The organism is Pseudomonas sp. LBUM1660, assembly GCF_059695935.1.
Window position 1 is genome coordinate 2,550,738 of record NZ_CP166795.1, and the last position, 17,168, is coordinate 2,567,905.

A 17,168-nucleotide genomic window follows, 5' to 3' on the forward strand; every position below is an offset into this window, starting at 1 on the left:
CGTCATCCTTTTCTGATTGCTCACAGGTTTTTGTAGAGCCATTTGGGCATGTAGTACTTGCGCCGGTTGAAGACGCTGCCCACCAGTTTTGCCCCGGCCTGGGTCAGGCGCTGAACCGCCGCCTGGGCCACTTCCCAGCGCGTGTCTTCGGAGCGCACGACCATGATCACGCCGTCCACCTGGGTGCTGATGATCATGGTGTCGGCGGCGGAATACACCGCGTCGCCGTCGATCACCACAAAGCGATACTGACTGCCGAGCTGATCGAGCAACGGGCCCAGGCGTTCAGGTGTCAGGTGTTCGGTGCCGCGCACAAACCGGCCGTTGGGCAGGATGTGGAAGGGCAGGCTGGAGACGTTCACCACGCAGTCCTGCAGCAGTGGCGGGCTCTGGGTGTTGAACAGCAAGTCGCGAAACCCGCGCTCCTTGCTCAGCCCCATCTGCTGCGTGAGGTTGGTCGATGACTGGCTGGCATCGACCAGCAGCACCTCGCCGCTGCTCATTTGCGCCAGTTGGCTGGCCAGCGCCAGGGCACTGGTGGTGGTGCCTGCGCCGGGGTTGGCGGCGGTGAGGAATAGGATCCGCAGATCTTGATCGAGCACGGTCGACGTCAGGTTGGACTCGCTCGGGTTGGCAATGCTTAGGCTTTTGGCTGATGAACCGTCCATTTAACTCGCTCCGTGGCCGCTGAATACTTTGAAGGGGGTTTTCAACAGGATCTTCAGATCAAGCAACAGGCTCTGCTCGGCGATATAGCTGAGGTCCAACTCAACGCGCTGGTCGAAGTCGATATTGCTGCGCCCGGAGATCTGCCACAGGCCGGTCATGCCGGGGTAGATGCTCAGGCGTGCAAGGTGATTGTCCTTGTAGCGGTAGGTGTTGAACGAGGTTGGGCGCGGGCCCACCAGGCGCATGTCGCCCGTCACCACATTGATCAGGTTCGGCAGCTCATCCAGGCTGCTGCGCCGCAGGAAACCACCGATGCCGGTGATGCGCGGGTCCTTGTCGATCTTGAAATCGATTGCGTCGGCCCCGTGCTTGTTCAGATGACGCAGGGACTCCTTGAGCTCCTCGGCGTTGGCCACCATGGTGCGGAACTTGTACATGCCGAATTTGCGACCGCGGTAGCCCGTGCGTTTTTGCACGAACATCACCGGTCCCTGACTGCTGAATTTGATCGCCAGTGCCAAGCCCAGCAGGAGGGGCGAGATCAGCACCAGAATCACCAGCGCACCGAAGCAGGCGACAACGCGGTTGGTACGTGACAGCGTCCACGGCCGACCGCCGTCACGACCGGTCATCCAGCCACGACCCTGCATATGGATCGCGGTATCGAGGCGCATTCGATGCTCCGGGTCCAGACGTTTGTCTCGGCGCATCTGTTGCAGGGGCACCGTTTTTTCATGTCTAGTCATAGAATCCTCCGCTGAAGTTCAGCCGCAAGCGGCGCGTGGGCGATAGGCAGTGGGTAGTAATCGCGGAACCAGGCGATGAAGCGCCCGAGTCCCTCATCCAGCTCGATACAAGGCTGAAATCCGGTTGCCCGAGCCAGGTCACTGGCATCGGCGCAGGTGTTGAGCACGTCGCCCGGCTGCAGCGGCAGCAACTCGACGAGGGCTTTTTGTCCAAGGTGTTTTTCCAGCAGCGCCAGGTAATCCTTGAGCTCCACCGGGTGTTGCCCGCCGATGTTGAAGATCCGCCACGGCGCCATGCTGCTGGCCGGGTCCGGTTGTTCACGGTCCCATTCGGCGTTGGCTTGCGGTGGACGGTCGATCAGCCGCGCGATGCTCTCGATGATGTCGTCGATGTAGGTGAAGTCGCGCTGGTGTTCGCCGTAGTTGAACAACTTCAGTGGCTGCCCTTCGGCAATCGCCCGGGCGAACTGGATCGGCGACATGTCCGGCCGGCCCCAAGGCCCGTATACGGTGAAAAAACGCAGGCCGGTGCAGGGAATGCCGAACAGGTGGCTGTAGCTGTGGGCCATCAGCTCGTTGGCTTTCTTGGTCGCGGCGTACAGCGACAGCGGATGGTTGACGCCGTCCTTCACCGAATAAGGCGTGTGCTGGTTGGCGCCATACACCGAACTGGACGAGGCATAGATCAAGTGCTTGACCGGGTGGTTGCGACAGCTTTCGAGGATGTTGAGAAACCCGCTCAAATTGCTGTCGAGGTAAGCCCGCGGGTTCTCCAGCGAGTAACGCACCCCGGCCTGAGCCGCGAGGTGAATCACCACTTCGGGTTTTTCACGGACAAACAGGGCCTCGATGGCCGGACCGTCGGCCAGGTCAACCGTCGCGAGCTGGAAAGCGCCAACCTGCTCCTGCACCCAATCCACGCGGTCGTGTTTGAGTTGCGGGTCGTAGTAATCATTGAAATTGTCGAGGCCGAACACCTGGTGCCCGTCACGGATCAGCCGCAACACGCAATGGGCACCAATGAAACCGGCCGCGCCGGTGACGAGAATCTTCATGGCCGCGGCGCCTCGGGAACGATGTGCCGCAGGCCGATGCCGCTGTAGTGCAACCCGGCCGCCGCCACCTGTTCCGGGTTGTAGAGGTTGCGACCGTCGACGATGACCCGTGAGCGCAGTTTGCTTGCCAGCAGGTCAAAGTCGACCACGCGGAAGTTCTTCCACTCGGTGCAGATCACCAAGGCGTCGGCGTCTTCCAGCGTGTCGTCGCGGGTGGCGCACAGGTGCAAGTTATTGCGGTAGCCGTAAATGCGTCGGCATTCGGACATGGCTTCCGGGTCATAGGCTTGTACGCTCGCGCCTTCGGCCCACAGTGCTTCCATCAGGTAACGGCTGGGGGCTTCGCGCATGTCATCGGTGTTAGGCTTGAACGCCAAGCCCCAGATCGCGATGGATTTGCCGGCCAGCCCGTTGGGGAATTGCGCCTTCAGTTTGCTGAAGAGGATGTGGCGCTGAGTGTCGTTGACGTCGGTGACACTGCGCAACAGACGCAAGGGCATGCCGTTGTGTTCAGCGGTATGGAGCAGGGCGCGCAGATCCTTGGGGAAGCACGAACCACCAAAGCCGCAACCCGGGTAGATGAAGTGGTAGCCGATGCGCGGGTCCGAACCGATGCCTTTGCGCACCGCTTCGATGTCAGCACCCAGCAACTCGGTGAGGTTAGCCAGTTCGTTCATGAAACTGATGCGCGTGGCGAGCATCGCGTTGGCCGCGTACTTGGTCAGCTCGGCACTGCGGTTGTCCATGAACATGATCTTTTCATGGTTGCGGCAGAACGGCGCGTAGAGCTCGCTGAGCTGGCCGCGGGCTTCCTCGTCGTCGGTGCCGACGATGATCCGGTCCGGGCGCATGCAATCGGCGAGGGCACTGCCTTCCTTGAGAAACTCGGGGTTGGACACCACCCGCACGTTCAGGGCGCTCTTGCCACGGCGCAGCAGTTCTTCGTTGGCGCTGGCGGCCACCTGGTCCGCGGTGCCGACCGGCACGGTGGACTTGATGATCAGGGTGCGATCGGCTTCCATGTAACTGGCGATCTGGCGGGCCACATTCAGTACGTGACTGAGGTCGGCCGACCCGTCTTCATCGGCGGGCGTGCCGACGGCGATGAAAATCAGCTCGGCGTGTTCGACCGCATCGCTGGCCTGGGTCGTGAACAGCAAACGGCCGGCCTTGATGTTCTCTTCCAGCGTGCCGGACAACCCCGGTTCGCTGATCGGCGGCACGGCCTGTTGCAATTGCTTGATCTTGTTCGGATCGATGTCGACACATAAGACACGATGTCCGACATCGGCCAGTGCCGCTGCTTGTATCAGGCCGACGTAGCCCGTACCAAATACGCTCACGTCCATATTGGCGTGCCTCGTAAGACGGTTGAAAGAACTTAAATAAGACTGTCAAAAGGGGTATAGCCCAGCACTGGGAAAACGTGTCAGCAAAATGACATGTTGCACTGCTATAACAGCCCCATTTTTGGGGCGTTTTGCCATCAAGTGCTTGCCGCTGCTGGATTTGCCGCGGTTTTGACGGGTTTTTCACATTCTGAAGAAAACGATAAACGGTCGTAGGGCATGAAACACAAGGGTTGTAGCCGTTCGAGTGTGTCAGATTTGAGTCAACGTTTTTTTGACGCTTTGTGAAAAAACCCGACATTTCTTGCGCTTTGATGGCCCGGTGCTAGTGTCAAAAAATGGCCGACAATCTATTGGCCAACGGACGGCCTCGAGCATCGGAAATACTATGATTCGATACCTCAAAGAACTGCTCTTAGTTCTCTATTTAGTTAAGAACTACGACTATTACCTGGAACGCCTGAGCGCAATGGGAATGGGTTTCCCGGTGCTGCTGTTTGGCGGGATGTTTATCGTGCTGACCGTGGCACTGTTCATGACCGCGTACATTCGCCAGACACTGATCCGTCATCTATTTGCCTTGGCGATGTTTATGTCGGCGGTATTTTTTGATGTCTATACCCGCGTTACGGCCGACTACCTGACCTACAGCAGCTTCGTGTCGCTGGTGTATTCCGGCGGATTCATTCAGGAGGCGGCGTACCAGTACCGCGACGCGATCATCAGCGGGGTGGTCGGCGGCTTGCTGCTGCTGTTTGGTATCGGGCTCAAGCCGCGTCGGCGAATGCCGCTGCCCGGTGCGTTGCTGGTGGCGGCGCCGGTGCTCGGGGTGCTGCTGCTCAGTGCGGTGTTGTTCGTGCGAGCGGGCGAAGGCGCCCGTGGCCTGCCGATCATGTACACGCCGCTGGCCTATTTGAACCTGTTCACCTATGAAGCCCTGCACAACACCGTCGGCCCGCGCGAGCCTGTGAGCCTGGCACGCAACGACGCACCGCTGGGCCACGACATCGTGCTGGTCATCGACGAAAGCATTTCCGGCAACTACCTGGACATCAACGCCCCGTTCGGTGTGCACAGCAACCTCAAGGAACCGCGCCCAGGCGTCGCGATCTTCAATTACGGTTACGCCGCGTCCATCGCCAATTGCAGCGCCGACACCAACATCACCCTGCGCTACGGCGGCACTCGCGCCGACTACATGCGCATCAACAGCACGATGCCGTCGATCTGGCAGTACGCGAAGAAGGCTGGTCTGCGCACCGTGTACATCGATGCCCAGCGCACCGGTGGCAACTTGCAGAACCTGATGAACGAGAACGAAAAAAAGGACATCGACGAGTTTGTGCAATTCGACCAGACCAGCGTGCGTGATCGCGACATGGCGGCCGCGGCGAAACTGATCGATTTGCTCAATGACGGCAAGCCCGAGCTGGTGGTGGTCAACAAGGTGGGCGCGCATTTCCCGGTGCACGACAAATACCCGGATGCGTTCATGGCCTATCGTCCGACCTTGCCTCGTGGTCAATTTGTCGAGATCGCGGACACCGGCAAGCGCGATGGTTTCAACGGTCAGCCGGACGATTGGGTGCTCTATCGCAATGCCTACAAGAACACCTTGCTGTGGAACGTCGGGGAGTTTTTCTCACGGGTGTTTGCCCAGGCAGACATGAGCAATGCGCTGCTGATCTACACCTCGGACCATGGGCAGGACCTGCATGAACGGGGCAATCCCGGGTTGAATTTGCACTGCGGCGGTGATCCGGTGGCGGAGGAGGGCCTGGTGCCGCTGGTGGTGATTCAAGGCGATCAGTTGCGCACACTGGATTGGCAGAAGGCGCTGGCCGCGAACAAGGATCGGTCGAGTCACTACAACATCTTTCCGACGCTGCTGCAGTTGATGGGGTATGACCTGGCGGGGATTGAGGCGGTTTATGGCAAGCCACTGAGCGTGCCAACTGCGGACGACTTTACGTTCAACTATCGGTTCAACGCGCGGCTGGGGGCGAAGCCGGAGTGGAAGCATATTGATCTGAACAGGATTGTGACGCCGGGGCAGGCGGCTACGAGTGTGGCGGTGGGGCAGTGAGGATTTTGGTTGGGAGGACGAGTCTCTTCGTCGGATCGCCGCCCGGAGACTGCTCGATAAGGCGTCAGACCATTAGATCCGGCTCTGAAAGCGCGGCTCACTGTTTTGTTCTTTATTGAAACAATCTGGATGATAAAAGCATTATAAAAAAAGTACTGCTCTGCGTTAGTGTTGGTCGCATCTAACACCCACTAATTAAAGACACGCTTATATGCCATTACTCAAAAATTTTGTTGCCGTCGATTGGCGCGCCGGGAAAGATCAGATTTATTTTTTCTTCAAGGATACGAACACTTACTCACGATTTGTAATTAGCGAGAACAAGGTCCTTGACGGGTACCCACGTGACATTACCAGTGACAACTGGCATGACTTCCATCTTCATGCCAAGAAGCTGATTTTCGGGTTTTCCACCGCTGGTGTGGCTTCCTCCGGGGTCTTCGGCTTTGATTTAGACATATTATGGTTGTTCTACTATGAGGGTAATGTTCCAACGTTTTGCAAATACGATCAGGACGCTGACCGGGTGATCAGTATAGAGCCTGTGTACGACTCGATCTGGCACCCGCTACTTCCCTACTTCTCTCGGATTGTCGCCGGGACTTTGAATCCGACGGCCTTGTTTCCTCGAAAATTTGATTTTCTGTTAAACAACGGTTGTTGCCTTGAGTTTGACCTTAATAAAAAAAGGGTGGTTTACGAACCGATTTCCGAAGCGACCTGGCCTGGGCTTGCGCCTTACAAGAATCGACTGATTACAGCGGTGCAAAATGACCGGACAATTCTCGATAGTTATTACTATATTTTTCTGACTAACAACGAGTATCTCCGATACAGACTTACCACACACAAATTACTGGAGGGGCCCATTCCGGTGAATGACGGAAACTGGCCGGGTCTCTTGCGAGACTGAGGACGCGGTCAGCCCTGCGATACGCACCGGACAAAAATCATGCAAGGCCGCTATCCTTGCCTCCACGTTCATCAAACAGGTTTGCTCATGCTTCAGGTCCAGGGCGTCTTCAAAAGCTACGCCACTGCGCAAGGTCCGCTGCCGGTGCTGCAAGGTGTCGACCTGAAATTGAAACCCGGCAGTAGCCTGGCACTGATGGGTGAGTCGGGCAGTGGCAAGAGCACCTTGCTGCATTTGATCGCCGGCCTGGACAAGGTCGATCGCGGCAGTATTCAAAGCGGCGGACATCGGCTGGACCAGATGAACGAAGGGCAACTGGCGAATTGGCGGCGGACCGAAATCGGCCTGGTGTTCCAGCAGTTCAACCTGATCGGCAGCCTGCGCGTCGAGGACAATCTGGCGTTTCAGGCGCGCCTGGCCGGGCGGCATGATCCGCGCTGGCAGGCGCACCTGGTCCAGCGACTGGGCTTGAGTGATTTGCTGCGGCGTTATCCGGAGCAGCTCTCCGGTGGGCAACAGCAGCGAGTCGCCTTGGGCCGCGCCCTGGCGTCGAAGCCGAAATTGTTGCTGGCCGACGAGCCCACCGGCAGCCTCGATGAAGCCACCAGCGATGAAGTATTGAAGTTGCTACTGGAATTGCTCGACGACAGTCCGACCACCTTGTTGATGGTTACGCATAGTCATCGGGTTGCCGCACGGCTGGCGGAAAAAGTGGTGCTGCACCGCGGCCGTCTGGCTGGCGCGGACGAGCACTGAGGTGCGCGTCTTTCGCGAAACGCTGCGGGCGCTGCTCAGCCATTGGTGGCAACACCCAGTGCAATTTTTCAGTGTGCTGACCGGGCTCTGGCTCGCCACCAGCCTGCTGACCGGCGTAGAGGCGTTGAACAGCCAGGCGCGTGACAGCTATGCTCGAGCCAGTCAGTTGATCGGCGGCGAACCGCAAGCCAGCCTCATTGCGCCCAGTGGTGCGACCTTCTCCCAGCAAGTGTTTGTCGACCTGCGCCGCGCGGGCTGGCCGGTATCGCCCGTGCTGCAAGGGCGGTTGACGCTCAAGGGCCATGAGGACCAACGTCTGCAGCTGATGGGCATCGAACCGGTGTCGCTGCCGGCCGGCTCGGCGGTGGCGGGGCGATCCTTGGCGATCGAGCAGATTGTCGAGTTTTTCACCCCGCCGGGCCGTACCTGGATCTCGCCGCAAACCTTGCAGGCGTTGGGTCTGCACGAAGGTGAACGGCCAGTGAGTTCTAATGGCGAGATTCTGCCGCCGCTGCATGTTCAACCCGATATGGCCCCTGGCATGTTGCTGGTCGACATCGGCTTCGCCCAGCAGATTCTTGGTTTGCCGGAGCAACTGTCGCGCCTGTTGTTGCCCAAGGATTTCAGCGCCGCACTGCCCGATCAATACAAAGGCCAGTTGCAGCTCAAAACCAGCGGTGAAGAAAACAACCTATCGCGGCTGACTGAAAGCTTTCACTTGAACCTCGATGCCCTGGGGTTTCTGTCCTTCGTGGTCGGCCTGTTCATCGTTCACGCCGCGATCGGGCTGGCGCTGGAGCAACGTCGAGGTTTGCTCAGAACCCTGCGCGCCTGCGGGGTCAGCGCCCGAATGCTGATCACGTGTCTGGTGGTTGAACTGGGAGCGCTGGCGCTGATCGGCGGCATTGCCGGCGTCGCCAGCGGCTACCTGCTGGCCAGCGTGCTGTTGCCGGATGTGGCTGCCAGCCTGCGCGGTTTGTACGGCGCCGAAGTGGCGGGGCAGTTGAGCCTCAGTCCGTGGTGGTGGTTCAGCGGTGTAGGCCTGAGCCTGCTCGGCGCGTTGCTGGCTGGTGCCAACAGTCTGTTGCGGGCGGCACGCCTGCCGTTGCTGGCCCTGGCCGATCCGCAAGCCTGGCATCAGGCGCACGCGCGCTGGTTACGGCGTCAGGGTTGGGTCGCGGCACTGGCCGCGGTCATCGTGCTCATCGCCTGGTTCCGGGGTGACAGCCTGGCCAGTGGTTTTGTGCTGATGGCGGCGCTGTTGATCGGCGCCGCACTGGCCTTGCCGGTGCTGCTGAATCTGGTCTTGAACCTGGCGTTGAGCCGCAGTCATTCGGTGCTCGGCCAATGGTTTCTCGCCGACTGCCGTCAGCAACTGCCGGCGCTGAGCCTGGCCCTGATGGCGCTGCTGTTGGCGCTGGCGGCGAACATCGGCGCCGGCAGCATGACCGCCGGTTTCCGCCAGACCTTCAACGACTGGCTCGAACAACGCCTGATCGCCGAACTCTACGTCAATCCGCAAAACCCGGCCCAGTCCCGAGAGCTGCACAGCTGGCTCAAACAGCAACCTTCACTGACCGCCGTGCTGCCCAACTGGCAGGTGTCGATCCAGCTACAAGGCTGGCCGGCGGATATCTTCGGCGTGATCGATCACCCGACCTACCGCCAGCATTGGCCGCTGCTGGAAGCTTTGGGCGACAACCCCTGGGACCACCTGGCCAAGGACGATGCGCTGATGCTCAGCGAACAACTGGCCCGGCGCTTGAAGGTGCGGCTCGGTGATCACCTGACCATCCCCACGCCGGGCGGTCCGTGGTCGCCACGGATCATCGGGATTTACGCCGACTACGGCAATCCCAAGGGCCACATCCTGGTGAACGGCAACCATCTGTTACGCGGGTGGCCGCAACTCACGCCCAATCGCTTCAACCTGCGCATCGAGCCAGCGTTGATTGCGCCATTCCTCAAAACGCTGCAAACACGTTTCGCCCTGGACGACAGCCGGATCGTCGATCAGGCACGGCTCAAGGGCTGGTCCACGCAAGTGTTCGAACGCACCTTCGCCGCCACCGCCGCGCTCAACAGCCTGACCCTGGCCGTCGCCGGTGTGGCGCTGTTCATCAGCCTGCTGACCCAGAGCCAGAGCCGCCTCGGCCAACTCGCGCCGCTGTGGGCGCTGGGCGTGACGCGGCGGCAATTGATGCTGCTCAACCTCGGGCAAACCTGGTTGCTGGCGGTGCTGACGCTGGTGCTGGCGTTGCCGTTGGGGATCGCGTTGGCGTGGTGCCTGGACACGGTGATCAACGTGCAGGCATTTGGCTGGCGATTGCCGTTGCGGGTGTTTCCATTGCAACTGGTGCAGTTGATGGGGCTGGCGTTGCTCGCAACGTTACTGGCGTCGGCGTGGCCGCTGTATTCGCTGTATCGCACGCAGCCGGCGGACTTGCTGAGGACGTTTGCTCATGAGGATTAAGGTCGGCCTTTTGTTATTGGCGTTGCTGAGCGGCTGCGATAACTCGGTGCCTGAAGAGAAGGGCTTCGCAGGTCTTGGTGGTGAGGCTTCCGTATTCACACCGGTGGTGCCCGGGCGGGTGTTCAGCTTTCCGGCAGACCACGGTCCCCACGATGGTTTCCGCATCGAATGGTGGTACGTCACCGCCAACCTCAAGGACGATCAAGGGCGCGAGTTTGGCGTGCAATGGACGTTGTTTCGCAGCGCGTTGAAAGCTGTGCCGGAGCAGTCGGGTTGGGGCAATCAGACCATCTGGCTGGGGCACGCGGCCGTGACGTCGGCAACGGCCCATCACGCTGCCGAACGCTATGCCCGTGGCGGGGTAGGTCAGGCGGGGGTGAGTCTGGCGCCGTTCAATGCCTGGATCGACGATTGGCGCTTCAGCAGCCAAGGTGCCGACGCCTTGGCGGACTTGCAACTCAGCGCGCGGGACAAGGGCTTCAGCTACCAATTGCGGCTGACATCTACTCGTCCGCTGGTGCTTCAGGGCGACAAGGGTTTCAGTCAGAAATCCGAACAAGGGCAGGCGTCGTATTACTACAGCCAGCCGTTTTTCCAGGCCAGTGGCGCGCTGGAAATCGATGGCAAGACTTATCAGGTCAGCGGTCCAGCCTGGCTTGATCGGGAATGGAGCAGCCAGCCGTTGACGGCCAATCAAACGGGTTGGGATTGGTTTTCGCTGCACCTGGACAGCGGCGAACAGGTCATGCTTTATCGCATGCGGCAAAAGGACGGCGCGCCTTATCTCACAGGCACCTGGATCGACGCTCAAGGCCAGACTCAGTCATTGCACGCCTCCGACATCAGCCTCACACCGCAAGACACCGCAAAAGTCGCCGGGCGTCAAATGCCGGTGCGCTGGGCGATTAAAATCCCCTCCAAACATCTCGACATCTCCATCTCGGCGCTCAACCCCAATGCCTGGATGGATTTGCGCATTCCCTATTGGGAAGGCCCCGTGCAATTCAACGGCGGCACCGGATATCTCGAAATGACCGGCTACTGACCCCCCTGTAGCAGCTGTCGAGTGAAACGAGGCTGCGATCTCTTGATCTAGCTCCCCACCAAATCCCCCGGAACTCCAACCGTTGCGCAAGCCTCTACCGTTTGAACGCCTCGCAGGAACTCACCCATGAGCGAAGACCTCAAACCACCCGACCTCGATGCCTGGCAGCGCCTGTTCGAAGACAAGGCCTACTGGCAGCAATCCCCCGACGCCCATTACAGCGAACTGCTGCGGGTGGCCGACGATTTGCTGGGTCAGGGCGCCATTGATCTGGAGCAGTGGCAGGCCTTAAAGGCCAAGGCCGAGCAATCCCACAAAGACTCGCCTGCGGTGAACGTCGCACAAGAAGTCGATGATCCCGAAGCCTGAGGAGAACCATCATGAACCCCCCATCACCCGACACCGAAAAACACCCCGACGAACCACGACCACCAGGCGAAGTCGAGCGCGACAACGACGCCCTGCGCCCCACCGACCCGACCCGGCGCAAGGAAAGCGGCAAGGGCACCGACAGCGGCGAATCCACCGCTCAAGAAACTGCAAAAACTCCCTGAACTGCGTCTATGCTGAGTTGCACAGTCGGCGCTGACCTTCGGGCCAGAGCCGTCTGCTGCCACCCAATCGAAGGGAAAGTATGCTTATGAAACTCCACGCACTGACTAAAGCCATCACCCTCGCTACCTTGCTGTCTGCCACCAGCCTTGGCGCTATGGCTGCGGACATTCCGCTGTCTGCCGTTGTGGAAGCGGACGAGGTCACCACCAAAGTCGTCTCGGTCGATGCGGCTAAACGCCAGGTCGTCCTGGAAGGGCCTGAAGGTCGTCAGGTCCATGTGCAACTGACCGAGAAGGCCAAAAACCTCGATAACCTGAAAGTCGGCGATCAAGTCGACGTGAAAGTCACCAGCGCCGTCGCCGCCTACCTCGACACTGACATCGATAAAGGCCTGCCAGGCAGTGTCGAGCGCACCGGCGAAGTCCGCGCCGCCCCCGGCAGCGACAACCCGGGCGGCGAAGCCTATCGTCAGGTGCAGGTTCAGCTGAAAATCACAAAAATCGATGTGAAGAAAAACCAACTGACCTTCGAAAATCCTGCTGGCCAGTCCAAGACCATCGACGTTGTACGGCCCGAAGTTCAAGCAAAATTGAAAGACCTGAAAGTTGGACAGAGTGTCGTCGTGACCTACACCGACATCCTCACAGTGACCAGCAAACACTGAAGTTGAGTATTAGCTCTATATATTGATTGTTCTTGTACATTTTTTTTGTATAAGAACAATCAGTTTTTATGGTCGAACTGGTGAGTTTTGGTTGTCGTACAAATAATATTTAAGATGACATTTAATTAATGTTGTATCGATAAATTTCATGATTATGTATGCGGACAACTTCCCCGACTTCTATTAAAATACTTCCCGTTCGCCCAGTGGCAGGGCTCTTTACCAGTGCATGGATTGCCGAGGCCATTACACTGGGCGAACACCTTATTGGTGCGATACGTTAAGATGCGCGGCATTTTTCAGATCAAGGATGAAAACGGCTACCGCCGTTCTGACACGGATGAAACCACTCTCCCTCTATCACCCAGTCTTCTACTGGCTGCGCGTGTGGCAAAAAAGACTTTTTCGGCAAATAGCCTGGCGCTTCTCCAGCCGGCAATACGCCGTATCGATCAACGCCGAATCCCGCTTGCCGTTTCGCTACCTCAAACACACCTCCAAGCTGATTCGTAAACTCGGCAACTCCGATATTGCGTTGCAACACAACAAAGTCATCAACCTCAAACTGGCCGTGTCATCGATAAACGGCATAGTCATCGCACCCGGCGAATACTTTTCCTTCTGCCGCCTGGTGGGCCGACCGACCCGTAAACGCGGTTACGTCGAAGGCATGGAACTGTCATTTGGTGAAGCACGCAGCGGCATCGGCGGCGGCATCTGCCAACTGAGCAACCTGATCCACTGGATGGCCATTCACTCGCCGCTGGTGGTGGTTGAACGCTCGAACCACAGCTTCGATCCGTTTCCTGATGAAGGACGGGTGCTGCCGTTTGGGTCAGGGGCGGCGATTTTTTATAACTACGTTGATTTGGTGCTGCATAACCCGACGGATCGGCATTTTCAGTTGAAGTTGAAGGTGGGCGAGCAGCAGTTGGAGGGGGAATTGTTGTGTGATCGGGTGCGGGAGTTTCGGTATCACGTTTATCAGGTTGGGCATCGATTTTTGCGCGAGGGTGGGCGGGTGTTTCGGGAGAACGAGATTTGGCGGGAGGTCAGGAGTAAGGGGCAGGGGAGTGAGGTGTTGGAGAATGAGCGGCTTTATAAGAATCGGGTGGTTGTTAAGTATGAGGTTGAGGAAAGTTTGCTGACCGTGAATGGATAAAAATACGGGAGACCATAAGATCGCGATTTTTTTCGAAAGTCGATAGAGTTTTCGGGGGATTTCCAAAGCACGGGTCTATAAGGGTTGAGTCAGTACTTTCGGATCAATTCCTGAAGTAAAGCTCGTCCAGTTGACGTCGCCGAATCCGCAGATATTCCTCCCATACCTTAGGGAAATCTTCATCTTTAGTGAGGGGGAAGGTCAGATAAATATACTTGCCGGTCACACTTATATACTCGCGTGCACGTTTGAAGGCAGGTTGTTCGAACATTGAGATGCTTTCATCATATCCGTCATGGCTGTGGGAGATGCTTACCCTGTGCGGAGCGATCATGCCTCGTGCAAAATCAATCACCCAACCTTGATCCAGCCCAGTGCTCAAATAACCGTAAACGCCATCGTCAGAGAGGCGAATACATGATTTTGCCTGAGTACCATCGTCATCATTCACGACAATGATCTTGTCTCTGAAGTACTGGATGCTTCGCTGATCCGGTCCCTGCAGAACCAAATTCCAGCCTTCAGCTGACATTCGAAATTCACCCTGATTCTCGAATTCGGCAATCCAACCGTTTGAAAGACTGATCTGGTGTTTATTCACGAGAGATCCTGCTTGTTTGATTTATAGGGTAGATGTTCTGCGAGTGGCGACTGTCTAACTTTTTCTGATTTTTCGGGATCTTGGCGTTTTGTGGGTTACGGAAGGCCAGAGAGCCAAGTCAGACATTGGGCTGCCTTATCGGTATCGTCCATCCAAGCCGATTCTTTCTTGTCCAGCTCTGTAAGTGTTCCCACCGCACTAGCGCGATAACAAATCATCCAACCATCGCGTCCTTCATTGACGATCAGGTAGGTTGTTCCATGGCCTTCGACAGTCAACGACCAGCAGCCGAAAAATGCGCGCTGGTCCGAGAACCCGATTACGGTGAACCCGGCAAACTTAACCGCATTTTGCAGATCCGCAAAAGGCATCGGAAGGCTCCTGTCATGTGTGAAACCATTTTAGACGTGGGTTATGGGGCTTTTTTTGAGTTATTCAGAACTTATGTAGTCTCTCCACGATCTGTGCCAGGCGCAAAGATGAGCAGGTTATCGACTTCCCGGTTCCTGCAGAGCTTAACAAAATCTAAAGCTGCAGTTGGATTAGACATATAGAGATCATAAGCAACTCTATCTATCTGATAATACTCTTCGTAATCCACCAGGCGATTACTGACGGGTATCGAGACATAGAGCCTTTCAGTTTCCAGTTCTATACCGATAGAGAAACGTTCGGAAATGTTTGTTAGCGTGTCATAGAGTTTCATTTTATCTCTAAAGACTTTCTATATCGCAAGGGCCGCCATCATGAATAAGCTTTGATAGTCGACTGTTGTAGAGTTCGATGTCCTGTATGTCCGTCGTTTTACTTATTTCTTGATGCAGGAATTTCATGGGTTTAGATATTATTTGTTTTTCATTGCTAGGCATATTCAGAATTAGGTCAAAACCATTTTCAGATAAGACTGGGGCCTTTTTTCGCATATAGTAATAGCACCCTATATTTTCGAGAAGGTCGTTTGCGTCCTCTAGACTGTTTGTTACGGTAGTTACGTATTTTTCAAACGCGGTTTTTAGAATAGAGACGGGATTTTTTTGTGTCTTGAGAAAGCCGCAAAGCCCCTGCCAGTTGATGATGTGTAGTTGATTACCCCAGTCAGGATCTCTTGTGAAATAGATGCCGGATCCTCTGAAGTAGTCTGGGAATTCATCTCTGTCTAATGCTTTTTCAAAATTGCTGATCACTGAGGATGTTTCCAGTCATAAGATTGGTTCCAACTTAAAAGTGGGCTAATCTAAAAAAAATGGCGGATTTCTGCCATTCAAAGACTTTCAAGATCAATGGGGCAGCCGTTTATTTTTAGTTTTTGAAGCCGTTGTTCGAATGAAAGCATTTGTAACTCTTTGGTTTTTATATCGTGCTCTTTTCTTAGGAGTCTAAATAGGCGGCCTATTTGTTCTTTGCTTTTGTTGTCGATGCTTTTGATCAGGTCGTAGTTGTCGTCGGATAGAAATGGATGCCTTGTTTTTATTATGTAATAGGCTGTTATATTCGAAAGTAGACCTTCAGCATCTTCGTAATTTTCATTGAGGTATCTTGCGTACTCTTCAAATATAGTCGTCAGTAAGTTTCGTGTAGCTTTCTGGGTTTTAAGTACATTGCATATTTCTGCCCAGTTACTTACATGTAGATGATCACCCCAGTCGGATCCTCTAGCAAAATAGATACCATTTCCTTTGAAGAATTCGGAGATTTCATGTTGATCTAGGGCAGTCTCGAACATGGTTTTCATTGGGTTTTTCCCCAGTCATCCTCTCAAAAGTGGAAGAATTTATTTTCTTTCACGAAAATAAATCTTTTTGCTTTTATCTTGGGCTTCCCGTCTGTTTGTTTTTTTTGCATTTTTGCGGTTCATTTGTCGACTGTGATAATGTATTTGTCAGGGCTAGTCCAGCTAATCATTTTAAAAGTTCCTTTTAAAAGTCCCTTGTCTCTCAAATACTTCTGCAGGACACCACTCTCTACCATCAGAAAAATAAAAATCAAGTTCTCTAAGTTTGTTAAATACGTCAGATTTTTTTTCATCGGTTGGTGTGTTGATTTTATATTCGTTAAGATCGATATCGTTTGTGAAGCCAATATCGATAAGTTTTTCTTTGGTTTTTGCGTCTAGAATCTTAACTCTAACAAAATCGCTGTCGGATTTTGTGACATAAGCATGGATTGTAATCATTTCAGTAAAATCTCTGTCATGGTAGACACACCAGGCGCATCGGTAGTAGGGATAGAATCGATCACCATCTCTGGCGCCCCTCCCGGTAGATGATTTCCTGGGCCTTCAAATTTTTCATTACCTGCAAGTGGGCTTCTAGGCGTGTAAGCACGTATGGCTTCCCATTTGCCTATTCCATGAACAGGAGTCATGACCTCCTGTGTGAGAAAGTGCACCGTATCGGCCTTGGGATCATCTATGGCCATTCCAAAGGTGTAGCTATTGATTACGCCTGCTCCAGTGAATCCGGTGCTGACAGAGATCCATGCAACGGTGTCTTCCCAAGGCTGGATCACGGGGTCGTCGGAGCCATTCGGGAAGAAACAGACTTCTCGGCGTTGACGGTTAAATCGGATGGGGCGGGCGCGGGCTTTGTTTCTTGTGGTGCTGATAATCGCGTACAGGCCGATCAGCGCTGCTCCCCCTCCACACCAGAGCGCTAGTGATATTCCGAACTCAAAAAAATCATTGAAGTAAAACCAAAAGCTTCTGCCGAAGGGATTTATGAATGCAGCGAAGCCCATCAAAGTTGGGAGAACAAATAGACAAACAATAACTACGACTGTAGGGAGTGACACCGCCAATCGTGCTTGGAAAGACTTGGTGAGATTGCTGCTACCCAAGTCCAGATAGGTGTCGTTGACTTCAACAAAACTTCCGCCGAGATCCATTGGGATTTGTCCGGTCGGAACGGGTAGTGGCGAGAAAAACACCGCATCGCCATTAGTAAAGCGTCGAGATTCACCAGCGATGGGGCGCTGCTGTCGAATATCGAACTTGTCGTACTGTGGAGAAGTAGGTGTCATGCCGGATAACCATAAAATGCATGTCCGGCATGAGGTAGTCGATTATATTTAAGCATCAAGGACGCGACTCATCGAT

At 55.5% G+C, this 17,168-nt stretch carries 20 protein-coding genes; 9 read left to right on the forward strand and 11 right to left on the reverse strand.

Going from position 1 to position 17,168, the window contains the following annotated elements; genetic code table 11:
• Positions 1-20 precede the first annotated feature (20 nt).
• The 4 genes from ACA068_RS12015 to ACA068_RS12030 are packed head-to-tail and all read right to left on the reverse strand — an operon-like array spanning position 21 to position 3,819.
• A complete protein-coding gene (locus ACA068_RS12015; protein WP_497310013.1) occupies positions 21-668 on the reverse strand; it encodes a CpsD/CapB family tyrosine-protein kinase in 648 nt (215 codons plus the stop codon).
• A complete protein-coding gene (locus ACA068_RS12020; RefSeq protein ID WP_497310014.1) occupies positions 669-1,415 on the reverse strand; it encodes a sugar transferase in 747 nt (248 codons plus the stop codon).
• Entirely contained in the window at positions 1,412-2,470 is a 1,059-nt protein-coding gene (locus ACA068_RS12025) for an NAD-dependent epimerase (RefSeq protein ID WP_497310015.1), read from the reverse strand. Before ACA068_RS12025 ends, ACA068_RS12020 begins: the two co-directional genes overlap by 4 nt.
• Positions 2,467-3,819, reverse strand: coding sequence for a UDP-glucose dehydrogenase family protein (locus ACA068_RS12030; RefSeq protein ID WP_497310016.1), 1,353 nt, complete (start codon positions 3,817-3,819; stop codon positions 2,467-2,469). The genes ACA068_RS12025 and ACA068_RS12030 overlap by 4 nt, the downstream gene beginning before the upstream one ends.
• A 388-nt stretch (positions 3,820-4,207) precedes the next feature.
• Between ACA068_RS12030 and ACA068_RS12035 the strand changes: the two genes are divergently transcribed.
• The 9 genes from ACA068_RS12035 (at position 4,208) to ACA068_RS12075 (ending at position 13,473) form a co-directional block, all read left to right on the forward strand.
• Positions 4,208-5,905 carry a sulfatase-like hydrolase/transferase gene (locus ACA068_RS12035; RefSeq protein ID WP_497310017.1) on the forward strand — a complete coding sequence of 566 codons (1,698 nt, stop codon included), beginning with the start codon at positions 4,208-4,210 and terminating at the stop codon, positions 5,903-5,905.
• 211 nt (positions 5,906-6,116) lie between these two features.
• Entirely contained in the window at positions 6,117-6,818 is a 702-nt protein-coding gene (locus ACA068_RS12040) for a hypothetical protein (protein WP_497310018.1), read from the forward strand.
• Positions 6,819-6,905: 87 nt separating this feature from the next.
• Positions 6,906-7,574, forward strand: coding sequence for an ABC transporter ATP-binding protein (locus ACA068_RS12045; RefSeq protein WP_497310019.1), 669 nt, complete (start codon positions 6,906-6,908; stop codon positions 7,572-7,574).
• Position 7,575: 1 nt separating this feature from the next.
• Positions 7,576-10,047, forward strand: coding sequence for an FtsX-like permease family protein (locus ACA068_RS12050; RefSeq protein ID WP_497310020.1), 2,472 nt, complete (start codon positions 7,576-7,578; stop codon positions 10,045-10,047).
• Positions 10,037-11,092, forward strand: a complete 1,056-nt coding sequence (locus ACA068_RS12055) for a lipocalin-like domain-containing protein (protein ID WP_497310021.1) — start codon at positions 10,037-10,039, stop codon at positions 11,090-11,092. The genes ACA068_RS12050 and ACA068_RS12055 overlap by 11 nt, the downstream gene beginning before the upstream one ends.
• 126 nt (positions 11,093-11,218) lie before the next feature.
• Positions 11,219-11,461 (forward strand): hypothetical protein, encoded by a 243-nt coding sequence (locus ACA068_RS12060; protein ID WP_109632873.1) that lies wholly within the window; start codon positions 11,219-11,221, stop codon positions 11,459-11,461.
• Positions 11,462-11,472: 11 nt separating this feature from the next.
• Entirely contained in the window at positions 11,473-11,646 is a 174-nt protein-coding gene (locus tag ACA068_RS12065) for a hypothetical protein (RefSeq protein ID WP_497310022.1), read from the forward strand.
• A gap of 86 nt (positions 11,647-11,732) precedes the next feature.
• Positions 11,733-12,311, forward strand: coding sequence for a hypothetical protein (locus ACA068_RS12070; protein ID WP_497310023.1), 579 nt, complete (start codon positions 11,733-11,735; stop codon positions 12,309-12,311).
• Between the two features lie 340 nt (positions 12,312-12,651).
• Complete coding sequence (locus ACA068_RS12075; RefSeq protein ID WP_497310576.1) at positions 12,652-13,473, forward strand: VanW family protein; 822 nt, start codon at positions 12,652-12,654, stop codon at positions 13,471-13,473.
• Between the two features lie 103 nt (positions 13,474-13,576).
• Here ACA068_RS12075 and ACA068_RS12080 read toward each other — a convergent pair whose 3' ends face one another.
• From ACA068_RS12080 to ACA068_RS12110, 7 genes are all read right to left on the reverse strand, one after another.
• The gene (locus ACA068_RS12080; protein WP_497310024.1) at positions 13,577-14,074 is read right to left on the reverse strand and encodes a hypothetical protein; all 498 of its coding nucleotides are present in this window, start codon (positions 14,072-14,074) and stop codon (positions 13,577-13,579) included.
• A gap of 95 nt (positions 14,075-14,169) precedes the next feature.
• On the reverse strand, positions 14,170-14,445 hold the full coding sequence (locus tag ACA068_RS12085; protein ID WP_497310025.1) for a hypothetical protein: 276 nt from the start codon (positions 14,443-14,445) through the stop codon (positions 14,170-14,172).
• Between the two features lie 71 nt (positions 14,446-14,516).
• Positions 14,517-14,780, reverse strand: coding sequence for a hypothetical protein (locus tag ACA068_RS12090; RefSeq protein ID WP_497310026.1), 264 nt, complete (start codon positions 14,778-14,780; stop codon positions 14,517-14,519).
• Between the two features lie 7 nt (positions 14,781-14,787).
• Positions 14,788-15,258 (reverse strand): hypothetical protein, encoded by a 471-nt coding sequence (locus ACA068_RS12095; protein WP_497310027.1) that lies wholly within the window; start codon positions 15,256-15,258, stop codon positions 14,788-14,790.
• A gap of 77 nt (positions 15,259-15,335) precedes the next feature.
• Positions 15,336-15,806: a hypothetical protein gene (locus tag ACA068_RS12100; protein ID WP_497310028.1), complete on the reverse strand. Its 471-nt coding sequence runs from the start codon at positions 15,804-15,806 to the stop codon at positions 15,336-15,338.
• 171 nt (positions 15,807-15,977) lie between these two features.
• A complete protein-coding gene (locus ACA068_RS12105) occupies positions 15,978-16,247 on the reverse strand; it encodes a hypothetical protein (protein WP_497310029.1) in 270 nt (89 codons plus the stop codon).
• Positions 16,244-17,092, reverse strand: a complete 849-nt coding sequence (locus ACA068_RS12110; RefSeq protein WP_497310030.1) for a hypothetical protein — start codon at positions 17,090-17,092, stop codon at positions 16,244-16,246. The genes ACA068_RS12105 and ACA068_RS12110 overlap by 4 nt, the downstream gene beginning before the upstream one ends.
• Between the last annotated feature and the right edge of the window lie 76 nt (positions 17,093-17,168).